19 protein-coding genes, 1 pseudogene and 1 riboswitch are annotated in these 23021 nt (G+C 31.6%); of the genes and pseudogenes, 19 read left to right on the forward strand and 1 reads right to left on the reverse strand.

Features of this window, described 5'->3' with window-relative positions; all coding sequences use genetic code 11:
* The first annotated feature begins 93 nt into the window (after nucleotides 1-93).
* From hemB to ACWJJ7_RS15610, 7 genes and pseudogenes are all read left to right on the forward strand, one after another.
* Entirely contained in the window at nucleotides 94-1059 is a 966-nt protein-coding gene (hemB, locus tag ACWJJ7_RS15580; RefSeq protein WP_462962888.1) for a porphobilinogen synthase, read from the forward strand.
* A gap of 35 nt (nucleotides 1060-1094) precedes the next feature.
* Nucleotides 1095-2369 carry a glutamate-1-semialdehyde 2,1-aminomutase gene (gene hemL, locus ACWJJ7_RS15585; RefSeq protein ID WP_462962889.1) on the forward strand — a complete coding sequence of 425 codons (1275 nt, stop codon included), beginning with the start codon at nucleotides 1095-1097 and terminating at the stop codon, nucleotides 2367-2369.
* The gene (cbiT, locus tag ACWJJ7_RS15590; protein ID WP_462962890.1) at nucleotides 2366-2929 is read left to right on the forward strand and encodes a precorrin-6Y C5,15-methyltransferase (decarboxylating) subunit CbiT; all 564 of its coding nucleotides are present in this window, start codon (nucleotides 2366-2368) and stop codon (nucleotides 2927-2929) included. The genes hemL and cbiT overlap by 4 nt, the downstream gene beginning before the upstream one ends.
* A gap of 139 nt (nucleotides 2930-3068) precedes the next feature.
* Entirely contained in the window at nucleotides 3069-3431 is a 363-nt protein-coding gene (locus ACWJJ7_RS15595) for a reverse transcriptase domain-containing protein (RefSeq protein WP_462962891.1), read from the forward strand.
* Nucleotides 3424-3750, forward strand: a pseudogene (locus ACWJJ7_RS15600) (DJ-1/PfpI family protein); the annotation flags it as partial. The gene ACWJJ7_RS15595 and the pseudogene ACWJJ7_RS15600, both read left to right, overlap by 8 nt.
* A 108-nt stretch (nucleotides 3751-3858) precedes the next feature.
* Nucleotides 3859-4053 (forward strand): L-2-amino-thiazoline-4-carboxylic acid hydrolase, encoded by a 195-nt coding sequence (locus ACWJJ7_RS15605; RefSeq protein WP_462965015.1) that lies wholly within the window; start codon nucleotides 3859-3861, stop codon nucleotides 4051-4053.
* A gap of 259 nt (nucleotides 4054-4312) precedes the next feature.
* Nucleotides 4313-4936 (forward strand): HAD family hydrolase, encoded by a 624-nt coding sequence (locus ACWJJ7_RS15610; protein ID WP_462962892.1) that lies wholly within the window; start codon nucleotides 4313-4315, stop codon nucleotides 4934-4936.
* A gap of 526 nt (nucleotides 4937-5462) precedes the next feature.
* On the opposite strand, the gene asd is transcribed toward ACWJJ7_RS15610, so the two are convergent.
* Nucleotides 5463-6548: an aspartate-semialdehyde dehydrogenase gene (asd, locus tag ACWJJ7_RS15615; RefSeq protein WP_462962893.1), complete on the reverse strand. Its 1086-nt coding sequence runs from the start codon at nucleotides 6546-6548 to the stop codon at nucleotides 5463-5465.
* Between the two features lie 271 nt (nucleotides 6549-6819).
* Here asd and speD point away from each other — a divergent pair, with 271 nt between their 5' ends.
* The 12 genes from speD to rpsA all read left to right on the forward strand — a co-directional run bounded on the left by speD (nucleotide 6820) and on the right by rpsA (nucleotide 22927).
* Nucleotides 6820-7638 (forward strand): adenosylmethionine decarboxylase, encoded by an 819-nt coding sequence (gene speD, locus ACWJJ7_RS15620; RefSeq protein WP_462962894.1) that lies wholly within the window; start codon nucleotides 6820-6822, stop codon nucleotides 7636-7638.
* Between the two features lie 1059 nt (nucleotides 7639-8697).
* Nucleotides 8698-9852, forward strand: a complete 1155-nt coding sequence (locus ACWJJ7_RS15625; RefSeq protein ID WP_462962895.1) for a glucose-1-phosphate adenylyltransferase — start codon at nucleotides 8698-8700, stop codon at nucleotides 9850-9852.
* Nucleotides 9853-9870: 18 nt separating this feature from the next.
* Nucleotides 9871-10980: a glucose-1-phosphate adenylyltransferase subunit GlgD gene (glgD, locus tag ACWJJ7_RS15630; protein WP_462962896.1), complete on the forward strand. Its 1110-nt coding sequence runs from the start codon at nucleotides 9871-9873 to the stop codon at nucleotides 10978-10980.
* A 123-nt stretch (nucleotides 10981-11103) separates the two neighbouring features.
* A complete protein-coding gene (gene glgA, locus ACWJJ7_RS15635) occupies nucleotides 11104-12543 on the forward strand; it encodes a glycogen synthase GlgA (RefSeq protein ID WP_462962897.1) in 1440 nt (479 codons plus the stop codon).
* Between the two features lie 21 nt (nucleotides 12544-12564).
* The gene (locus ACWJJ7_RS15640; RefSeq protein ID WP_462965016.1) at nucleotides 12565-14997 is read left to right on the forward strand and encodes a glycogen/starch/alpha-glucan phosphorylase; all 2433 of its coding nucleotides are present in this window, start codon (nucleotides 12565-12567) and stop codon (nucleotides 14995-14997) included.
* Between the two features lie 124 nt (nucleotides 14998-15121).
* Nucleotides 15122-15223: riboswitch (purine riboswitch) on the forward strand.
* A 128-nt stretch (nucleotides 15224-15351) separates the two neighbouring features.
* Nucleotides 15352-15924, forward strand: a complete 573-nt coding sequence (locus ACWJJ7_RS15645) for a xanthine phosphoribosyltransferase (RefSeq protein ID WP_462962898.1) — start codon at nucleotides 15352-15354, stop codon at nucleotides 15922-15924.
* 33 nt (nucleotides 15925-15957) lie between these two features.
* A complete protein-coding gene (locus tag ACWJJ7_RS15650; RefSeq protein WP_462962899.1) occupies nucleotides 15958-17064 on the forward strand; it encodes a BMP family ABC transporter substrate-binding protein in 1107 nt (368 codons plus the stop codon).
* Nucleotides 17065-17099: 35 nt separating this feature from the next.
* A complete protein-coding gene (locus ACWJJ7_RS15655; protein WP_462962900.1) occupies nucleotides 17100-18620 on the forward strand; it encodes an ABC transporter ATP-binding protein in 1521 nt (506 codons plus the stop codon).
* On the forward strand, nucleotides 18621-19700 hold the full coding sequence (locus ACWJJ7_RS15660; protein WP_462962901.1) for an ABC transporter permease: 1080 nt from the start codon (nucleotides 18621-18623) through the stop codon (nucleotides 19698-19700). It begins immediately after the preceding gene.
* Nucleotides 19693-20631, forward strand: a complete 939-nt coding sequence (locus ACWJJ7_RS15665; RefSeq protein WP_462962902.1) for an ABC transporter permease — start codon at nucleotides 19693-19695, stop codon at nucleotides 20629-20631. Before ACWJJ7_RS15660 ends, ACWJJ7_RS15665 begins: the two co-directional genes overlap by 8 nt.
* A 142-nt stretch (nucleotides 20632-20773) precedes the next feature.
* Nucleotides 20774-21763, forward strand: coding sequence for a cobalt-precorrin 5A hydrolase (gene cbiG, locus ACWJJ7_RS15670; RefSeq protein WP_462962903.1), 990 nt, complete (start codon nucleotides 20774-20776; stop codon nucleotides 21761-21763).
* A 159-nt stretch (nucleotides 21764-21922) separates the two neighbouring features.
* The gene (rpsA, locus tag ACWJJ7_RS15675; RefSeq protein WP_462962904.1) at nucleotides 21923-22927 is read left to right on the forward strand and encodes a 30S ribosomal protein S1; all 1005 of its coding nucleotides are present in this window, start codon (nucleotides 21923-21925) and stop codon (nucleotides 22925-22927) included.
* Nucleotides 22928-23021 lie beyond the last annotated feature (94 nt).

Consider the following 23021-nt stretch of genomic DNA (forward strand, 5'->3'; position numbering starts at 1 on the left):
GTTAATTTAGGGATGTTTTACAGCTTCGAAGGTGATGATTTAATAACAATTTGTGGATAAAATGATAATTTATTTAATTAGGAGTGGATAACTGTGTTCAAAAGGAACAGAAGATTAAGAGAAACAAGTAACATAAGAGATTTAGTAAGAGAAACAATATTAACACCATCAGACTTTATATTTCCTATTTTTGTAGTAGAAGGTGAAAATATTAAAGAAGAGATAGCCTCGATGCCAGGAAATTATCATTTTTCATTAGATAGACTTCATGAAATTATTGAAGAAGTTGAAGAAGTGGGCGTATGTGGAGTAATTTTATTCGGATTACCAGACCATAAAGATGAAGTTGGTTGTGGGGCCTTCGATGAATTTGGTATTGTTCAAAGAGCAGTTAAAAAGGTACGGGAGATATCAAAAAAATTAGTTATAATAACAGATGTATGTATGTGTCAATATACTAGTCATGGACACTGTGGAATATTAGAAAATGAGAAAGTAGATAACGATAAGAGTTTAAAATATATGGCAGAAATAGCATTATCTCATGCTGCAGCTGGAGCGGACATGATAGCACCATCTGACATGATGGATGGTCACGTAGTTGCAATAAGAGAAATTTTAGACGGAAATGGATTTAAAGATGTATCAATAATGGCTTATAGTGCAAAATACTCGTCAGCGTTTTATGGCCCTTTTAGAGAAGCGGCTAACTCAACGCCACAGTTTGGGGATAGAAGAACTTATCAAATGGACCCAGCAAATATCAGAGAAGCTATGAGAGAAATAGAATGTGATATTGAAGAGGGCGCAGATATTGTAATGGTAAAACCAGCATTATCATATTTAGATGTAATAAGATGGGCTCGAGATAGACATGATGTGCCAATAGCAGCTTATAGTGTTAGTGGAGAATTTGCTATGGTAAAATCAGCTGCAAAAATGGGATTAATTGATGAAAAAGCTGTAGCTATGGAAATGCATATGTCTATGAAAAGAGCAGGAGCGGATATGATAATCACTTATTATGCACTTGATTTATGTAGATGGATTAAGGAATAGTTAGAAATTAAATATTTAGAAAAGAGGAAATTACTATGAGAAATTTAGATATATTTAATGAATCAAAGCAATATATGCCTGGTGGAGTTAATAGTCCAGTTAGAGCGTTTAAAGATGTAAGTGTAACTCCTCCAATTATAAAAAAAGGTAAGGGCGCATATATTTATGATGAAGATGGAAATAAATACATAGATTTCGTATGCGCTTGGGGACCTATGATACTTGGGCATAGTGATGATGATGTAGTAAAAGCTATACAAAATACTTGCAGTAGTGCTATTGCATTTGGTGCACCTACAGAATTAGAACTAAAACTCGCAAAGCATATTTGTAGCACTGTAGATAGTGTAGATATGGTTAGAATGGTTAACTCAGGTACAGAAGCCACAATGAGTGCAGTTAAGCTTGCAAGAGGGTACACAGGAAAGAATAAAATAATAAAGTTTGCAGGTTGCTACCATGGACATTTTGAAGGTTTTCTAGTTGAGGCCGGTTCAGGAGTAATGACCGCGGGAATACCAGGTTCAGCAGGTGTTCCTGAGGAAAGTATTATGCATACATTAATTGCAAATTACAATGATATTAGCAGCGTTAAAACATTATTCGAGAAATATAGTGATGATATTGCATGTATAATAATTGAGCCAGTAGCAGGAAATATGGGAGTTATACCAGCTGAAAAAGGATTTTTATTAGAGCTTAGAAATTTATGTGATGAATACAAGAGTCTACTTATTTTTGATGAAGTAATGAGTGGATTTAGAGTAGCATATAAAGGAGCACAAAGCATTTATGGAATAGTTCCTGATTTAGTAACCTATGCAAAAATCATGGGAGGGGGACTTCCTTGTGGTGCATATGGTGGGAAAAAAGAAATAATGGAGTTATTATCACCTATGGGACCAGTTTATCAAGCGGGCACTATGTCTGGGAATCCAGTGGTAATGGCAGCAGGATATGAAACATTAACTAAGCTTTATAATAACCCTAGTCAATACGAGCACATGGAGAAACTTTCAGAAAAACTTCAAAAGGGACTACTCGAAATTGCAAAAGAAAAAGGTATACCTATGGTAGTTAATAGATGTGGTTCAATGCTTACAGCCTTCTTTACAAAGAGGAGTGAAGTTAAAACTTTTGAAGATGCTAAAACTTGTGATCCATCGCTATTTGCAAAATACTTTGAACATATGATAAAAAGTGGAATAAATATTGCACCTTCTCAATTTGAGGCAATATTCTTATGTGTTAAGCATACTGATAAGGATATTGAAAGATTTTTAGAATCATTTAGGAGTTTTAAAATATGAGATTTATTAAAGATAATGAATTTATAAGGGGCAATTGCCCAATGACTAAGGAAGAAGTAAGAATATTAAGTGTAGTAAAGCTTGAGCTTGAAGAGGACTATAGGGTAATAGACATCGGTGCGGGAACAGGATCAGTAAGTATTCAGATTGCTGAGATATGCAGTAGTGGTGAAGTAATCGCTATAGAAAAAGATGTTGATGCATTAGAGATTATAAAACAAAACAAAGAAAAATTTAAAACGAGTAACCTGGAAATAATAAGTTCAGAAGCCATGGAGATCCAGCCTAATATAACAGGAGAATTTGATGCTATATTTGTAGGTGGAAGTGGTGGAAATATAGCTGATATTATCGACAAGTACGGAAGTAAGCTTAAGAAAAACAGGAATATTGTTTTAAACTTTATAACTATAAATAATGTGTACAAGGCTATGGAAGCTTTAAAAACATTAAATTATGAAGTAGAATGTGTACAAATTCAAGTAAGTAAGACAAAAGGAAAGAGTTATATGTTGATGGCTAATAATCCTATATTTGTTGTTAGTGGAAAAAAAGTATAAAAAGTATATATTACTATTAATGCATTCACTTCGCTAAGAACTACTAATTTTATTTTTGACGACATTTTAGAAGGAAAGTCTCCCACTAATGAAAATGCTGGGGTTAAGAATAAAAGATAAGCCATTTTTAAGTCTTATAATGAAATGGCTCAAAGCAGGTATATTAGATATTGATGGTAAGGTAATAAATCCACTAAATGGTTGTCCACAGGGTTCAATTGTAAGTCCAATACTTGCGAATATTTATTTACACTATGCGTTAGATTTATGGTTTGAGAAAATTGTGAAGCCAGCATGCAATGGAGAAGCATATTTATGTCGCCTAGCAGACGATTTTATATGTGCATTTAATAAGAATAAAGATGCTGAGAGGTTTTACAAAGTACTAGGAAAAAGGCTTGGTAAATTCAAGTTAGAACTAGCTGAGGAGAAAACAAACATTCTTCCTTTCTCACGCTTCAGGAAATATGAGAGGAAAAGCTTAGAATTTCTTGGCTTATAACGAACAGTTTTTAGAAATTCTAAGGGGATTTGATAAAAAAGGTAAAATTATAGCCTCGATATGTGTTGCTGCATTACCCCTAGGAAAAAGTGGAGTTTTAAAAGGAAGAAAAGGAACTACCTACAATAAAAGAGATGGAGTAAGGCAAAAACAGTTGAAAGATTTTGGTGTTGAAGTTATCAATCGACCAATAGTAATTGACCAGAATATAATTACATCTTGGAATCCATCGACTGCGATGGAAGTGGCTTTCATATTGTTAGAGAAATTGACAAATAAAGAAAATAAGGAGAAGGTTAAAGAATTGATGGGATATTAAGAAAATAATTCTTTGGCTAAAAATATATTGTGCTAAATAGCATATTATAAGAAAAGTTACTCTAAGCCTCTGACTTCTATTGGTACAGGAGACTGTTTCTAACTAAATATAACTTATTGTGTATATTATGAAGTTGCAAAAACACCTGGATATCCAGAAGTGTGTTATTATTCTACTTGTAATGGGGATGAAGTGGGTTCCACTAAATTATGTGATCAAGTAGGGTTCAAATTTGAAAGAGATGGAACGATAGCAACGGGTAAATCTGTATGCAATATGAGATTAATTAGGCAAAAGCTATAATTTAAATTAAGATGTTTAGTATTTTTTAGAAAAGAAAAAGTTGATTATTGTTAATTGAAAATTTTGTTAGCACTATCATATAACACAAGATTTGAGTTCATTGCGGTAGTGTAACAACTTTTATCATTTTAATTCCTTAGCGTGTATTTTTGTGACTTATCTATACTTAGTATCATAGAAGTGGCTTAAATAGCTAGTTTACAAATTGTAGGTATGTGAACTATGTGCAATTACTTAATTTTAAAAACGGAGGTTAATAATGTATAATTATGTTATATTTGATATTGATGGTACGATTTTAGATACTGAATTTGCAGTTCTTTCATCACTCCAAAAATTAATGTTTGAAGAATTTAATAAAAATTTTAGCTTTGAGGAATTAAGATTTGCGTTAGGTATTCCAGGAGAGGTAACATTAAATAAACTTGGAATAACTAATCTTCCCGAGTCTAATGAGAAATGGAATAGATATTTAAAAGAATATATTTCTCATGTAAAAGTTTTCGATGACATTAAGGATACATTAGTTAAATTAAATGAAAGGGGGATTTCAGTAGGTATAGTTACTTCAAAGACTAAAGAAGAGTACATAAGTGACTTTGTACCTTTTGGGCTAACCAATTACTTTAAATTGGTGGTTTGCGCAGATGATACAGAAAAACATAAGCCTAATCCAGAACCTATTTTAAAATTTATTGAATTATCAGGAGCAGATAAATCAAAGACAATTTACATTGGTGACACTAAATATGATATGGACTGTGCATTCAGTGCTGGTATAGATTTCGCATTAGCGTTATGGGGTGCTAAATCTTCAATTGGGATTAATGCAAATTATATTTTTCAAAAACCTAAACAAATATTGGAACTTATAGAGGGTTAATCCGAATTAAGGGAAACTCAAAATTGGGGATTTCTTAAAGGTTGTAAAATATAAAAGATAAGCAGAAGGAGATTTATACTCCCACTTAAGGTTTCTATTTGTTAGGGTATGTAACTCCCACTTATAGAAGTGTGAGACTTTGCTTCTGAAATGTTGTTAAACCTTCTGCTTATCTTTTATTGTGTTAAAATACATATCTAGAAGCTATTCTAGCGAACTCGAGACAGGACGTCGAGTGCGAGCACGTAACAATTAATAATTGTTACGCGCCCCAGAGAACGCCTCAGAGGCAGAGAATTTTATATTAGCAAAACACTGATTTTTAGGCGCAAAAAAAGTATATATTACGTATAATGCATTGAAGCGAGCTTTAGAACTTCTTATTTTATTTTTAATTAAGATGCGTTACGAAAAACATATGTTTGAGCGACAGCGAGTTTATGTTTTTCAGCAGACTAATTAAAAATAAAATTAGTAGTTCTTAGCGAAGTGAATGCATTAATAGTAATATATACTTTTTTCTACTTTATTTTGAAGTTAAATAACCCTCTTTCATTAAAAGTTCAGCAGAAAGCACTGCACCACCGGCTGCGCCGCGTAGAGTGTTATGAGATAGGCAAACAAATTTATAGTCAAATAATTTATCCTCTCTGAGTCTTCCAAGTGATATGCCCATTCCTTTTTCAATATCTCTATCTAGCCTAGATTGAGGTCTATCATTTTCCTCAAAATATGTTAAGAATTGCTCTGGGGCATTTGGAAGTTCTAAAAGTTGTGGTTTGCCTTTGTAACTCGCCCAATGCTTTAAAATAGTTTCTTTTGATGGTTTATTTTCAAAAGAAACAAAAACTGCAGCTAAGTGACCATCTGCCACAGGAACACGGATGCATTGAGTTGAAATTATAGGCTCCGCAGCATTAACTATCTTATTATTCTCAATATGACCCCAGATTTTTAGGGGTTCCTGCTCACTCTTTTCTTCTTCTCCACCTATATATGGTATAACATTATCAATGATTTCTGGCCAGTCTGAAAATATTTTTCCAGAACCTGATATAGCTTGATATGTGCAAACTAATATTTTTGTTGGTTTATATTCCATAAGTGCACTTATAGCAGGAACATAACTTTGAATTGAGCAGTTGGGTTTTGCAACAATAAAGCCTTTTTTAGTGCCTAAACGCTTACGTTGCGCGTTAATCAATTCAAAATGGTCAGCATTTATTTCTGGAATAACCATTGGAACATCAGGTGTACCTCGGTGTGCAGAGTTATTTGAAACCACAGGAGTTTCAGCTTTTGCATATTTCTCTTCAATTTCTCTTATTTCATTAGCGTTCATATTAACAGCGCAGAAGACAAAATCTACCTCACTGCTTATTACATCTACTTCATTTATATTTTTTATTACAATATTTTTAACGCTCTCAGGCATAGGTACGTCTAGTTTCCATCTATTATTTACTGCGTCATAATATGTTTTACCCACAGAGTTCTCACTAGCAGCAATAACAGCTATTTCAAAATAAGGGTGATTTTCAAGTAGTGTAACAAGACGTTGACCAACAAATCCAGTTCCACCTAATAATCCAACTTTTAATTTTTTATACATTGTATTAATACCTCCGATTCTAATGATATACATTTGTAGAAAAATATAAATATTACACTTAAATATATTTATATTCATGTTATAAAGGGAATAGTAATAATTAGAATAAAATTTTATATGTTACTATTATAAATGATTATAATGTTAAAAAGTATATACTTCAAGCAATTTATTATATAAAATGGTAGAGAAAATAAATTTATGTCTTGACAATGAAGTCATAAGTTATATAATTTTTTTAGAAGAAGTCTAATAGAAATGGGGAATAAAGTTGGCTAAAAATGATAAAAATAAAATAAAGCTATATGGATTTAACAACTTAACAAAATCACTAAGTTTTAATATTTATGATATTTGTTATACAAAAACAGAAGAGGATCGCAAGAAATACATAGAATATATTGATGAACAATATAACGCTGAGAGATTAACAAAAATTCTAACTAATGTTACTGAAATAATAGGCGCTAGTGTACTAAATATTGCAAAGCAGGACTATGATCCTCAAGGAGCAAGTGTAACATTACTTATTTCAGAGGAAGAAATTCCATTATATGTGGTGGATCCTTCCTGTAATAGAGGGATTCTAACTCCAATTCGGGAGAACATTGTGGGACATTTAGATAAAAGCCATGTAACGGTACATACTTATCCTGAAAGTCATCCTCAAAATGATATAAGCACCTTTAGAGTAGACATAGATGTAGCCACTTGTGGCACTATCTCGCCATTAAAAGCTCTAAATTATTTAATAGGCAGTTTTGATTCGGATATTATTACTATTGATTATAAGGTTCGCGGTTTTACAAGAGATATGGATGGTAAAAAACATTTTATAGATCATGAAATCAATTCTATACAAAATTATATTGCTAAAGAAACCAAAGATCAATACAGCTTAATCGACATGAATATATATCAATCTAGTATATTTCATACAAAAATGAAATTAAATGATCTTGACCTCGAAAATTATTTGTTTGAGATTAAAGAAGAAGACTTAAATGAAAATGAAAAATGTGATATTGTACAAAAATTAAAAAGAGAAATGGAAGAAATATTTTATGGTATGGACATTTCTAATGAGTAAATTTCTATGGAATTTTATCTAAGGCACATTAAAATGAATAATTATTCATTTTAATGTGCCTTAATAATTATGGGTTTTATCATAAAGCATGATCTAATAGAGCTATAGATTTTTTATCTAGCTGCAATAAAAACTGAGATAGAAAAATGGTTGTAGACATTTAACAGAATTTTGCCGGGTAATATAGTTATAAATGTAACATTTATTCCTAAAAAAATTTTATTCATATAAAAAAAATGTAATTATCTTAAAATATTTATATATTTTTATTATGAAACTTAAAACAGTGTAATAATATTCTAATCCTAAAAGAAACTTTAGTAAACTTGTAGATAAATAATTATTATAAGGGGCAAATTCCACCAATATTTTCCCTAATATTATGATATAATTATAAAAACATTATAAAGATATTATTATAAATATTCTAATAAATGCAGCAAAATAACGTTTTGATTTCATTTTTATAAATTTTAGAATTCAAAACTTATTATTTATATTTATTAAATTACAATTTTTATATGTTTAAATTGGAGGTTCTATTCCTAGGCTAGATATCAGAACAATAGATTTTAGCTTTAAAGGTGTATTTTGGACGAGCTTCTTGGGGATATCAAACCATCAGATATTCTTCTATAACGACATTTCAGAAGGGAAGTCTCCCACTTCTATAAGGGCGAGTTCCATACTATAACAAAGAGAAAACTTTAGTGGAAGTATAAACCTCCTTTTGAAGTCGTTAATGCATCTCCTATGGAGCTGTTGCATCTCCTATGGAGCTGTTGCAGCTCCGTAGGAGATGATTTGACTAGTCGTTTTGAAATACCAAAGATTTTATGAACCTTGTAGATAAATTTTATGAAACATATTTATTATCATTAATGTATGCATTTTCTAAAGATTTTTTTTTGTGTTTTTACATGATGAAGTAATTAGGTGTAAAAACCTTTATTAAGTAAGATGTTAGCTTTAGTAAAAGCTAGTTTAGCTTCTACGAAGATGTTGCAGCTCCGCAAGAGATGATTTAATTAGTAAAGGTTTAGAAAGGAGAGAACTAGCATGATAAAGAAAGAAATGATAGCTATGATATTGGCAGGAGGCCAAGGGTCAAGACTAAAACAATTAACAAAAATTACGGCAAAGCCTGCGGTTCCATTTGGAGGAAAGTATAGAATTATAGATTTTTCTTTAAGTAATTGTTCTAATTCTGATATAGACACTGTAGGAGTTCTGACTCAATACCAACCTTTGGCTTTAAACTCTCATATAGGTATAGGTGCACCTTGGGATTTAGATAGGAAAAATGGAGGGGTGAGTTTACTTCCACCTTACCAAAGTGAAGATGGCGGCAATTGGTACAATGGCACAGCAGATGCTATATATCAAAATACAAATTACATTGACAGCTTTGATCCAGAATATGTTCTTCTTTTATCAGGAGACCATATTTATAAAATGGATTATTCGAAAATGTTAGATTATCACAAAGAAAAAGGTGCAGATGTTACCATTGCAGTATTAGAAGTAACGAAGGCCGAGGCAAGTAGATTTGGAATAATGAACACCCGAGAGGATCACAGTATCTTTGAATTTGATGAAAAACCAGAAGAGCCTAAAAGCAATTTAGCATCTATGGGAGTTTATATTTTTAAATGGTCTGTTCTTAAACAGCTTTTAAAAGATGATAACCTTGATAAAAATTCCAGTAATGATTTTGGAAAGAATATAATACCGAAAATGTTAATAAATAATCAAAAGTTATATGCATATCCATTCAAAGGATATTGGAGAGATGTTGGTACTATTGAAAGCTTGTGGGAAGCTAATATGGACTTGTTGTCTGATGATAATGAACTCAATATACATGACAATAAATGGAAAATATATACAGTCAATCCTATGATGCCACCACAATATATTGGACCTAGCGCAAGTATTGACAATGCAATGCTCAATGAGGGATGTACTGTTTTTGGAGAAATAAGCAATTGTGTGCTTTTTCAGGGAGTACATGTAGGGAAAAACACTAAAATAACTAATTCAGTAATTCTACCTAATACTAAAATAGGAAATAATGTGGTAATAGATAAAGCTATTATAGGAAGTAATGTTACCGTAAGACGTAATGTGCGTATTGGCAATGGAGAAGATATTATTGTTATAGAACAAGGAAGAGAAATTAAGGTTAATTCAAAGATAGCAACTAAATTATAAAACTTGCGAGGTGAGAGCATGCTTAAAAATTATATAGGAATATTAATGTTAAATGAGCAAGAAGATAATATTAAAAGTCTTACAAAATCGAGACCTATAGCATCGATTCCTATAGGAGGAAGATATAGAATTATTGATTTTGTGCTTTCAAATATGATTAATTCGGGTATTCATAATATAGGTATATTTACTAACACAAAATCGAGGTCCTTAGTGGATCATTTAGGTTCAGGGAAACCGTGGGATTTAGATAGAAAAATAAATGGACTATTTTTGTTTAATCTTACTTCAGAAAGATCACAATTAAAGGATATAGATGCAATAAGTGAAAACATGGAATATATTTACAGAACTAAGCAAGAGTATGTAATAATATCTTCTTCTTATATGTTATGTAACATGGATTACAATGAGGCTGCTAAGTATCACGAGGAATCTGGTAGTGATATAACCGTAGTATACAAAAAAACAAATAATGGAAAGAAACATTATGTAAATTGTAGTACTTTATATATTGATGAAGAAAATAAAGTTTTGAGCATTGGAAAAAACATAGGAGCAGAGGATAAACTAAATATATCAATGGAAATGTATATAATGAAAAAAAGCACTCTTATAGCTATTGTAAACAAGTGCATTCAGACTGGATATCATAATTCAATGAAAGAAGTTATTTGTAGTGGAATTTCTGAACTTAATGTGAATGCATATGAGTTTAAAGGATATCTCCAATGTGTAAATTCTATAAAAAATTATTATAAAACTAGTATGGATATGCTAAATGGTAAAGTAACCAAGGAATTATTCTTTAACAAAGGATTAATCTATACAAAGAGTAAAGATGAAACTCCTACTAAATACTTTAATGGATCAAAAGTTAGTAATGCTTTGATTTCCAATGGATGTATTTTGAAAGGAAGTATAGAGAAAAGTATAATTTCAAGAAGGGTGACGGTACATGAAGGGGCGGAAATTAAAAATTGTATAATATTCCAGAATTGCGAAATTAAAAAAGGTTGTAAACTAACTAATGTTATAATTGATAAAAATACAATTATAAGTGAGAATACAGTACTAAATGGTGATGAAGATTTTCCGGTGGTTATCGAAAAAAAATTTAGACCATAACAATTTTAAAAAATAAGGTATATGAAAATAAATAACAAGTATACTTACTTGTTCAGGTTGTTTACAAAATAACAAGTATACTTACTTGTTATTTATTTTCATATATTTAATGGGGGGTTTAGTATGAAAGTATTATTTGTGGCTTCTGAAGCGTATCCTTTTATAAAAACTGGAGGCCTTGGAGATGTGGCATATGCACTGCCTAAAGCTTTAAGAAAGCTCGGTATTGACGCAAGAGTAATTATACCTAAATATAGTAAAATTCCTTTGTCATTTAAAAATTGCATGGAAACTATAGCTAGTTTTAAGGTTAAAGTTGGTTGGAGAGATAAGTATTGTGGACTACAACGCTTGACTTATGATGAAGTGCCTTATTATTTTGTAGATAATGAAGATTATTTCAAAAGACTTGAGATATATGGATATTATGATGATGGAGAGAGATTCTCTTACTTTTCAAAAGCAATCTTAGAATCTATAAAATACATGGGGGATTTTGTGCCAGATATAATTCATTGTAATGATTGGCACTCTGGAATAGTACCAGCTTTACTTAAAGAAAATTATAGTAATGACAGCCGTTATAGTAAAATAAAAAGTGTATTCACTATACACAATTTAAAATATCAAGGAGTATTCAACAAAGAAATACTAGGTGATTTAATAGATTTAGATTGGAAGTATTTTAATGACGAAGCATTAAAATTTTATGATAATGTATCCTTCATGAAGGGTGGGATTGTTTTCTCAGATGCAGTAACTACTGTAAGCAATACTTATGCACGAGAAATACAAACTCCTTTTTATGGGGAATCACTAGATGGATTATTATCCTCAAAAGCTGAAAATATATATGGCATAGTAAATGGTATAGATTATGATCTCTATGATCCTCGCGTGGATAAAAAAATATTTTGCAATTATGATGAAAAAAGTATAATAAAGAAAGTGCAAAACAAATTAAAGCTACAAGAAAAACTAGGGTTTACCGTAGATGAAGGAATGCCAATGATAGGAATTATCACTAGACTAGTGAAGCAAAAAGGATTAGATTTAATTGTGGATAAACTTCAAGAATTACTTATTCTTCCTATACAAATAGTATTGCTTGGTAATGGTGAGGGATATTATGAAGATATATTTCAATACTTTGCGTCTATTTACCCAAGTAGGATATCGACAAACATTATTTTCGATGAGGAGCTAGCACAGCAGATATATGCTGCTTCAGATATGTTTTTAATGCCATCTTTATTTGAACCTTGTGGCATAGGTCAGCTTATAGCCTTAAAATATGGAAGTATTCCAATTGTCAGGGAAACTGGAGGGCTCAAAGACACCGTTATCCCTTATAATAAATATACTAGTATTGGCAATGGTTTTTCTTTTGAAAATTATAGTAGTCAAGAATTGGTAGATGCTATAAAGAGAGCTCTGGATTTATACAAAGACAAAGATTCTTGGAATAAGTTAGTTCAAAATGCCATGCTTTCAAACAATAGTTGGGAAAATTCGGCGGAAAACTATATGGATTTATATACTAATCTGAAAAGTAAATTTTAAAATTGCTAGGTGGTGAATGTTATAGTAATAGATAAAGAAATATTTAAATTGGATTATATAGAGAAACTACAAACAATGTTTGCAGAAGATGAAATTGATGCGTCACCTCTGCATCAATATTATGCTTTAGGTGCACTAGTAAAAGACTATTGCTCTAAACCATGGATAGAAAGTAATAAAGAGTATGGAAAAAATAGAGGAAAACAAGTGTATTATTTTTCTATGGAATTTTTAATTGGTAGATTACTAGATAGTAATCTAGTTAATCTAGGTATAAAGGATATTTGTGAGAATGCTCTTAATGATTTAGGAATTAGTTTGAAAAAGATAGAGGATATAGAATCGGATGCAGGTCTCGGTAATGGTGGGCTTGGAAGATTGGCAGCATGTTTCTTAGATTCTATGGCATCGACGCAGATACCGGGTCATGGTTGCGGCATAAGGTATAAATATGGATTATTCAAACAGAAAATAGAAAATGGTTATCAAGTAGAAGTTCCTGATAATTGGTTAAAAAATGGTAATTCGTGGGAAATAAGAAAGGAAAGCAAGTCTGTAGAAGTAAGATTCGGTGGAGATGTACATTTAAATAAAGAGAATGGATTAACAAAAGTTAGCCATGAAAATTATGAATGTGTAAGAGCGGTACCCTACGATACTCCAATAAAAGGATATGAGAATAATACTGTAAATACATTAAGGCTTTGGAGTGCAGAAACTATGGAGGAAGATTTTGATTTTTCATCCTTTAGTCAAGGGAATTATGCAAAAGCAGGTGAAAATAAATATTCAGCGGAGGCTATTTCACAAATTTTATATCCAGATGATACCTATGAAAAGGGTAAATTACTAAGGCTTAAGCAAGAGTATTTTTTTGTGAGTGCTGGATTACAAAGTATTTTAAGAAATTACAAAAAGAAGAAACTTCCATTTAGTGAGTTTCATAAACACGTGGCAGTGCAGATAAACGATACCCACCCGGCTGTAGCTGTGGCTGAACTAATGAGGCTATTAATTGATGAGGAGAGTTTATCTTGGGACGCTGCAATGAATATTACAACGCGAACTATGGCCTATACTAACCATACAATTATGGCAGAGGCACTAGAAAAATGGCCTGTAGATATGTTTAAAAAATTACTTCCACGTAATTATATGATTGTAGAAGAAATAAATAGGCGTTTTTGTAATGAAGTGTATCATAGGTACAATGGAGATTGGAACAAAGTCAATAAAATGTCTATTATTTATGATGGATATATAAGGATGGCATATCTCGCTATTGTAGGAAGTCATTCTGTTAATGGAGTTGCAAAATTGCATACAGAATTATTAAAGCATCAAGAATTGGCTGATTTTTATGAGTTCTTCCCAGAAAAATTTAACAATCAAACTAATGGCATAACTCATAGAAGATGGCTATTAAATTCTAACCAAAAGCTCTCAGAACTTATAACGGAAACTATAGGTGACGGGTGGATAAAGTCTCCAAATGAGCTCCATAAATTAATGGATTATTCAAAGGATACCGCTTTTCAAGAAAAAACACATAGCATAAAAACGAATAATAAAATAAAATTTTCAAACTATATATTAACCAAATATGGAATAGAAATTGATCCGAATTCCATATTTGATGTTCAGGTAAAAAGAATGCATTCCTATAAAAGACAAACTTTAAATGCACTCCATATAATGCACTTATATAACCAGCTTCTTGAAAACCCTAATTTAGATATGGTTCCAAGAACTTTTATATTTGGTGCGAAAGCTTCTCCAAGTTACTATATAGCAAAACAAACTATTAAACTTGTTAATACAATAGCTTCTAAGATAAATAATGATCCTATAGCACGCGGTAAAATAAAGATAGTATTCCTTGAAAATTATGGAGTGTCACTAGCTGAGAAAATTATTCCTTGTGCTGATATTAGCGAACAGATTTCCACTGCATCTAAGGAGGCTTCTGGAACTGGTAACATGAAATTTATGATGAATGGTGCTATAACACTAGCCACTTTAGATGGGGCAAACGTAGAAATATTTGAAGCAGTCGGAAAAGAAAATATTATATTATTTGGGCTAACCTCAGAAGAGGTAATAGAATATTACAAGAATAAAAGTTATAACTCTTATGATATATATAATAGCGATCAAAGAGTTAATACTATAGTGAATCAATTGGTAAATGGATTTTTAGAAACTCCTAAAATGGAATTTATGAGTATATATGATAGTTTACTATTACACAATGATGAGTATTTTGTGCTTAAAGATTTTGATGCTTATGTAAAGGCCCATAGAAAAATTGACAGGTTGTATAGACAAAAATCCATTTGGCAACAAATGGCCATTACAAATATTGCTAAGTCTGGTATCTTTTCAAGTGATGATACTGTAAAGAAATATGCGAAAGAAATTTGGGGAACTCCTGCGGTTAATATTAAATTATAATTGTATAAGAATGCTGTACTAGATTATTATCTAGTACAGCATTTTTTTAAATACATATTGATTTAACTAAAAAAATGTTGTAATATTGATATACAACTACAAATACGAACAATTAATAAAAAACAAAACTTAATATTCGCAAACTCATATATGCTTAGAAATATGGACTAAGCGTTTCTACCAAGTAGCCGTAAAATACTTGACTATGGGTGTTTTAATAAAAATAGTTAAATGATTGTAAAATGAATTTTTTTATTATAAACTCCCTAGCTAACGCGTTAAGTCGTTAACGGGGGAGTTTTTTGTTTTGAAATGAATCGTACATTGAAAATATAGTTAACGAAGGAGAAGATTATGGAAATATTAAAGAATAAAATATTAACGCAGGGGTCAGTAATTGGTAGTGGAATTTTAAAGGTTGATAGTTTTTTGAATCATCAAATTGATATAGTGCTCTTAAATGAAATTGGACAAGAATTTAAAAAAAGATTTGCACAACATGAAATCACTAAAATATTAACAGTTGAAGCATCGGGTATAGGAATAGCATGTATTGTGGCACAATACTTTGGTAACATTCCTGTAGTTTTTGCAAAAAAACATGAAGCCACTAATTTGGATAGCGATACATATGAAGCAGACGTGTTTTCTTTTACAAAAAATAAGAATTATAAAATTAGAACTAGTAAAAAATATATAAAAAAAGAAGATAAGATTTTAATAATTGATGACTTTTTAGCTAATGGGAATGCTGCACTAGGACTTATAAAAATTGTACGTCAGGCTGAAGCCGAGGTGGTTGGAGTGGGAATTGTAATTGAAAAAGCATTTCAGAATGGAAGAATATGCATAGAAAAGGAGGGTGTTAAAGTAGAATCATTAGCCATAATAAAATCTTTACAAGATAACAAGGTAGTTTTTAAATAAGAGTTATTATTTATTATAGGGGAGGAATTAATAATGAAGAAAAAATTAGGAAGTTTATTAATAGCATTTACATTAGTTATGCCTTTAATGCTCGTAGGATGTGGTACTAATAAGAAAACTGAGACAAAAGATACGCAAAAAAAGGAAATAAACGTAGGTTTTATATATGTAGGGCCTGTAGGTGACGAAGGCTGGACTTACTCTCATGATGTTGCAAGAAAAGAGCTCGAAACACAGCTAGCTGTAAAAACTTTGTATAAGGAATCAGTAAAAGAGGATTTTGCAGAAGTAGAAAAAGCATGCGAAGAAATGATTAATCAAGGAGCGAGTGTTATTGTAGGAACAAGTTTTGGATTTATGGATGGAATGGAAGCATCAGCTGCAAAACATCCTGAAGTTAAATATCTACATGCGTCTGGGTACAAAACTTCAGAAAATATGTCAAACTATTTTGGACGTATCTATCAAGCAAGGTATCTTTCAGGGATAGTTGCGGGAATGAAGACTAAAACTAATAAAATAGGATATGCAGCAGCACACCCAATTCCAGAAGTAATAAGAGGAATAAACGCTTTTGCTCTAGGGGTACAATCTGTGAATCCGAAAGCTGTAGTAAAGGTAAAATGGACTAATACTTGGTATGACCCAGCTAGAGAAAAAGAAGCAGGAAAAGCACTTATTGCAGAAGGTGTAGACGTAATTACTCAGCATCAAGATACTGCAGGACCATTACAAGCTGCAGAAGAAGCAGGAATATCTGCTATTGGATATAATACAGATATGAAAGCTAAAGCACCTAAAGCATATATGACATCGCCAGTTTGGAATTGGACACCATATTATGTTGAGCAAATAAAAGCTATTAAAGCGGATACATGGAAATCAGGAAGTTATTGGAAAGGTTTAGAATCTGGAGTAGTGAGTCTTGCACCGCTCACAGAAAATGCACCAACTGGAGCAAAAGAGGCTGTAGAAAAGGCTAAAACAGAGATTCTTTCAGGTGAAAACAAAATATTTGTAGGACCTTTAAAGGACCAAACTGGAACTTCTAAAATTGAAAAAGGTAAAGTTATGACAGATGAGGAATTACTACAATTTAATTGGTTTGTTAAAGGCGTAGAAGGAAAAATAGAGAAATAATATATGATTTTAAAATATGCAGGAGATGATTTAATATGGATGAAATCCCTTATGTATCTATAGAGAATATTAGTAAGACCTTCGGAAAGGTAATAGCTAATAAGAATATGAATTTAACGGTGCATGGTGGAGAAATTCATGCGCTACTAGGTGAAAATGGGGCAGGTAAAAGCACTCTCATGAATATGCTATCAGGGGTATATATTCCTGATAGTGGTTCTATATTTATTCATGGGAAAAATATGAATTTCACTTGTCCAAAGGATGCTATTAAAGCTGGGATAGGAATGATTTATCAACATTTTAAATTAGTTGAGGAAATGACTGCCAAGCAAAATATATTACTAGGTCAAAATAAAGGCTTATTTTTTAATGACAAGTTAGAAATTAAAAAGATTAATGAGATATGTGAAAAATTCCATTTAGATATGGATATAAACAAATATGTTTGTGATATGGCAGTAGGAGAGAGACAAAATCTTGAAATACTTAAGGTGCTTTATAGAGGTGCTGATATATTGGTATTAGATGAACCTACTACGGTGTTTACTCAAGGTGAAACTGAAAAATTATTTAAAATAATGAGAAAGATGAAAGAACAAGGCTGTGCAATTATATTTATAAGTCATAAAATGGATGAAGTAATGGAGATCTGTGACAAAATTACTGTTTTAAGAAAAGGTGAAGCTATAAAAACAGTGGAAAAAGAAAATACCACTCCAAAGAAATTAACAGAACTCATGATGGGTCGTAAAGCGGATTTATCTATAAATAAGGTAGATAATGAGCCGGGTGATATAATGCTCCAGGTAAAAGACTTGAAAGTGTTAAATGCTGAAAAAGCAGAGATAATTAAAAATATCAGTTTTAGCCTAAGACGTTCTGAAATACTTGGTGTGGCTGGAATTGCTGGTAGTGGTCAAAGGGAATTATGTGAGTCTATTGCAGGAATTGAGAAGGTAGCGAGTGGTGAAATAGTTCTTGAGGGGGAGAATCTAGTAGGGAAATCTCCTAGAGATATTATTAATAAAGGCATAAGTATGAGCTTTATACCGGAGGATAGATTAGGAATGGGACTTGTTGCATCTATGGGAATGGTGGATAACCTTTTGCTAAAGGATTACCACACGCAAAAGGGGATATTTATAGATAGAAAACCAGTCGTAATTAAAGCAAAAAAAATGGTTGAGAAGTTTGAAATTAAAACACCGGACATACATCATCCCATAAAATATTTATCAGGTGGGAATATTCAAAAAATATTAGTTGGAAGAGAATTAAGTATGTATCCGAAGATTCTTGTTATGGCATATGCCGTAAGGGGTCTGGATATTAATACATGTCATACAATTTACGACTTAATAAGTGAAGAAAAGAAAAAAGGAACGGCAGTATTATTCATTGGAGAAGATTTGGATGTATTAATTAAATTGTGTGATAGAATTATGGTGCTTTGTGATGGCGAGGTTACGGGCATTATTGATGCAAAAGAAGCTTCAAGAGAAAAAATTGGTATGATGATGGTGGGGAATACTGCCCAGATGGAGGAGATTTAGATGATGAAGATTGTTAAAAGAGCTGAAACTCGCAAAACTGATAATTTTAAAATTAGAAGCATTGCAATCCTCCTATCCTTATTGGTACTAGGTATGTTTTTGTTAGTAATTAAACTTAATCCAATAGACGTATATGCGTCTCTTATAAAGGGGAGCTTTGGTACAACTTATAGTATAAAGCAAACACTTATTAGGGCGATACCACTGATTATAACTTCACTTGGGATATCTATAGCATTCAAAATGCAATTTTGGAATATTGGTGGAGAAGGACAAATAGTAATGGGAGCCTTTGCTGCTACTTTTTTTGCCTTGAAATATCCCCATATGGATAAATTGCCATTGTTATTAATAATGTTTTGTGCAGGTATTTTAGGTGGAGGATTATGGGCATTAATTGCAGCCTTACTTAAGGGCAAATGGAATACTAATGAAACAATTGTAACCTTAATGCTAAACTACATAGCCTTAAAGTTTGTTACATACCTGCAATATGGACCTTGGAAGGATAAGAGAGCAATGGGTTTCCCTAAAATACCTAATTTATCGCCAAATGCAACGCTTCCAGAGGTTTTTGGTATACATATGGGATGGATAATCGCAATTATACTTGTGATTATAGTGTATATTTTCATGAAATATACTAAGAAGGGTTATGAAATTTCGGTGCTTGGAGAAAGTGAAAAAACAGCATTGTATGCAGGCATTAAAATCAGAAAAACCATGTACATAGCTATATTTTTAAGTGGAGCACTATGTGGAATTGCGGGTGTAATACAAGTATCAGCTGTAAGTAGGACACTGTCTGCACAAGTTGCAGGTGGGGCAGGATTTACAGCTATAATTATAGCTTGGCTTTCAGGATTAAGTGCACCCATTATAGTAATAGTATCTATACTATTTGCGGCTCTATTACAAGGGGCATCATTTATTCAAACAGCATTTGGAATACCTGAAGCGGCTGCACAATTAATACAAGCAATTATACTGTTTTTCGTATTAGGCAGTGAATTCTTCACTAAATATAAAATAAATTTTAACTATCAAGGCATACTAAAGGAGGAGAATAAAAATGAATAGTATAACAACATTTTTAGCCGCTGCGGTCGTAGCAGGTACACCTCTACTTTTTGCCACATTAGGTGAATTATTAACTGAAAAGGTAGGTAACCTTAATTTAGGTGTAGAAGGTATGATGCTTATGGGATCTGTCATTGGATTTATGGCAGGCTTAAGTACGGGAAATCCAATTCTCGCCATGATAGCTGCAGCAATTTCAGGAGCCTTTGGAGCGTTAATTTATGCGTTTTTAACTATAACACTTCGGGCAAATCAAGTTGTATGTGGTCTAACGCTAACTATATTTGGAACTGGGTTCTCAAGTATGATAGGTAAAAAATTGATTGGGCAAGTTACCCCAGATAAGGTTAAATCATTTTTCGTACCTAAAAGAATTCCATTAATTGGAGATATACCTTTTATAGGAGATATATTTTTTAATCAAGATGTGTTTGTATATTTGGGATATATTATAACTTTACTTTTGTTTATATATTTATATAAAACTACTAAGGGCTTAAACACCATGGCAGTTGGTGAAAATCCTGCAGCTGCTGATTCAGCTAGTATAAACGTTAATTTGTATAAATATGTGAATACATTAGTAGGCGGAGCTCTTTGTGGTCTTGGAGGAGCATATCTATCTCTTGTTTATGTTCCAGCATGGCAGGAGAATGTAACATCTGGCAGAGGGTGGATAGCGGTGGCCTTAGTAATTTTTGCAACTTGGAGACCTCATAGAGCGCTTATAGGAGCATACCTTTTTGGAGGGCTTGACATAGTAGGTTTTAGACTTCAAGGATTACCTAATTTTTCAGTATCTCAATATCTTATTGATTTGCTACCATATTTAGTTACAATAATTATTTTAGTAATAGTATCAATGAAAAAATCTAGTAAAAACTCACCACCGGCTGGACTCGGAAACCCCTATTTTAGAGAAGAAAGATAATTAATTTCTCAAATTTTTTTACATGATACATAATAGGGGATGATTTAACAATTATTCAAATGCAAATAGTTGTTAACCGTCCCCAATTATTTTATGTTTTGTGTATAATAATAGTATGATATATAATAGGAATGGTGAAAAAATGAAATATGCAGTTATTACATTTACAGAAAAGGGAGATCAAATAGCTAAAATTTTAGCTTCAAGCCTTAACATTGATTTATATTCAAAGAAAAAGCAAAGTGATTTTAATTTTAAGGAAGTTAGTAAAAATGTAATGGAAAACTATAGAGGTGTAATATTTATAAGTTCTACAGGTATTGCAGTTAGAGCTATAGCACCATATATAAAAAGTAAGGATGTGGACCCTGCAGTATTAGTTATAGATAATTCTTGTAATTATGTTATAAGTCTTTTAAGTGGTCATTTAGGAGGGGCAAATGAGCTTACATTAAAGGTTAGTAAGCTTCTCGAATCACAAGCTATAATAACTACTGCTACAGATAATTTAGGGATTTATGCTCCAGATATGATAGCAAAAGATAATGGGCTTATAATTGAAGATTTGAAAAAAGCAAAAGATATAGCGGCTCTTTTAGTAGAAGGAAAAAAAATTGGATTTTTTGATGAAAGTGGAATAGTAAAAACGCCCGCTGGATATAGTAGTAATTTAGAGGATATTAGTGGATTACTATACATTTGTAGCTCAGAGACTATCGATAATCATTTAAAGGGACATATAGTGCCGACGCTTAAATTAATAAGAAGAAATATCGTACTAGGTATAGGATGTAGAAAAGATTTTTCAACCCAGAAAATGCAACAAACTGTATTAAGAATTCTTAAAGAATATAATATAGATATTAGGTCTATAAAGTCTATAACGACGATTTTGATAAAAAAAGATGAGGTAGCAATAAATGCGCTAGTAAATTATTTTAAATGCCAACTTAAAATATTTACTGCAGAAGATATAAAGCAAGTACAACATAAATTTTACGGCAGTGATTTCGTTGAAAAAACTATTGGAGTTAGAGCTGTTTGTGAGCCTTGTGTAGAGCTTAGTGGTGCAAGGATTATAAAAAATAAGATGAAATTAGATGGTATGACGTTATGTATAGGTGAAGTATGATATAATAAAGAAGTTATTTTTAAAAAATAACTGTATAAAAAGGCGTATTTTGAAAATACGCAGGATTTCAATGATTATTTATAGAATACACTATAGTAGACTATAAATAATTTAAAAATATTTTTAGCAACAATTATGCAATAAGAGGAGTGTATTTATATGACAACAGATAATAAAGAAGAAGTTATAATGAAAGATATGACAGTAGATAGTAGTGAAGAAATTACAATGAAAGATGCGATGGATAATACTGATGACGTGCTTTTAGCTAAAAAAAGAGAAGATAGCGTTAAAGTATGGGAAAAATTCCAGGAAATCGTAGATGAAAATAAAACCTTAGAAGTAACAGTTAGCGATATAGTAAAAGGCGGAGTTACGGCTTATATTGATGGAGTTAGAGCATTTATACCTGCGTCACAAATCTCAGATTCATATATAGAAAACCTAGAAGACTTTAAAGGCAAAACTTTAGAAGTTAAAATAATAGAACTTGATAAAGAAAATAAAAACATAGTTCTATCAAGAAGAGTAATAGAAAAAGAAGAAAATGAAGGTAAGAAAGATATAATTTGGAATGAGCTCAAAAAGGGCGACAAGAGAAACGGTGTTATAACTAGACTTGCTAAATTTGGTGCTTTTGTAGATTTAGGTGGCATTGATGGTCTTATTCACGTTTCACAATTATCATGGAAAAGAATTCAAGATCCATCAGAGGTAGTGTCAGTTGGAGATGAAGTCGAAGTTACTATTTTAGATTTTGATAAAGAAAAAGGAAGAATATCTTTAGGACTTAAATCAGAAGTAGGAAACCCATGGAAGAATATAGTAAGCAACTACAAGCCTGGTGCTATAGTAGAAGGAACTGTTGTAAAATTGATGGATTTCGGTGCTTTTGTACAACTTGAATCAGGAGTAGAAGGACTAGTTCATTTATCAGAAATATCAGAGGAACGTATAGCAAAAGTTTCTGACGTATTAAAAGTTGGAGAAGTTGTAAAAGTTAAAATCGGTGAAATAAACGAAAAAGATAGAAGAATAAGTCTAAGTATTAGAGAAGCAGCAAGAGGAAACGAAGATTTTTCACAATATAAGCAAGAAGAAGAAGCTGGATTAACTTTAGGAGATATATTAGGAGATAAATTCAAAAACTTTAAATTTGAATAAAATTATAAGTAAAAATAATTAATAATAGTTTTATTTAATAGAGCTACAAGAAGCATAGATTTTTAAAAAAGTCTATGCTGAATTAAGAAGATGA

Source organism: Clostridium sp. CM042 (assembly GCF_055080995.1).

Excerpts from the sequence above, each read along its gene's own strand:
- hemL (WP_462962889.1), top strand. The coding sequence starts at position 1,095 with ATGAGAAATTTAGATATATTTAATGAATCAAAGCAATATATGCCTGGT.
- cbiT (WP_462962890.1), top strand. The coding sequence starts at position 2,366 with ATGAGATTTATTAAAGATAATGAATTTATAAGGGGCAATTGCCCAATG.
- ACWJJ7_RS15595 (WP_462962891.1), top strand. The coding sequence starts at position 3,069 with ATGAAATGGCTCAAAGCAGGTATATTAGATATTGATGGTAAGGTAATA.
- ACWJJ7_RS15610 (WP_462962892.1), top strand. The coding sequence starts at position 4,313 with ATGTATAATTATGTTATATTTGATATTGATGGTACGATTTTAGATACT.
- asd (WP_462962893.1), bottom strand. The coding sequence starts at position 6,548 with ATGTATAAAAAATTAAAAGTTGGATTATTAGGTGGAACTGGATTTGTT.
- ACWJJ7_RS15625 (WP_462962895.1), top strand. The coding sequence starts at position 8,698 with ATGATAAAGAAAGAAATGATAGCTATGATATTGGCAGGAGGCCAAGGG.
- glgD (WP_462962896.1), top strand. The coding sequence starts at position 9,871 with ATGCTTAAAAATTATATAGGAATATTAATGTTAAATGAGCAAGAAGAT.
- glgA (WP_462962897.1), top strand. The coding sequence starts at position 11,104 with ATGAAAGTATTATTTGTGGCTTCTGAAGCGTATCCTTTTATAAAAACT.
- ACWJJ7_RS15645 (WP_462962898.1), top strand. The coding sequence starts at position 15,352 with ATGGAAATATTAAAGAATAAAATATTAACGCAGGGGTCAGTAATTGGT.
- ACWJJ7_RS15650 (WP_462962899.1), top strand. The coding sequence starts at position 15,958 with ATGAAGAAAAAATTAGGAAGTTTATTAATAGCATTTACATTAGTTATG.
- ACWJJ7_RS15655 (WP_462962900.1), top strand. The coding sequence starts at position 17,100 with ATGGATGAAATCCCTTATGTATCTATAGAGAATATTAGTAAGACCTTC.
- ACWJJ7_RS15660 (WP_462962901.1), top strand. The coding sequence starts at position 18,621 with ATGATGAAGATTGTTAAAAGAGCTGAAACTCGCAAAACTGATAATTTT.
- ACWJJ7_RS15665 (WP_462962902.1), top strand. The coding sequence starts at position 19,693 with ATGAATAGTATAACAACATTTTTAGCCGCTGCGGTCGTAGCAGGTACA.
- cbiG (WP_462962903.1), top strand. The coding sequence starts at position 20,774 with ATGAAATATGCAGTTATTACATTTACAGAAAAGGGAGATCAAATAGCT.
- rpsA (WP_462962904.1), top strand. The coding sequence starts at position 21,923 with ATGACAACAGATAATAAAGAAGAAGTTATAATGAAAGATATGACAGTA.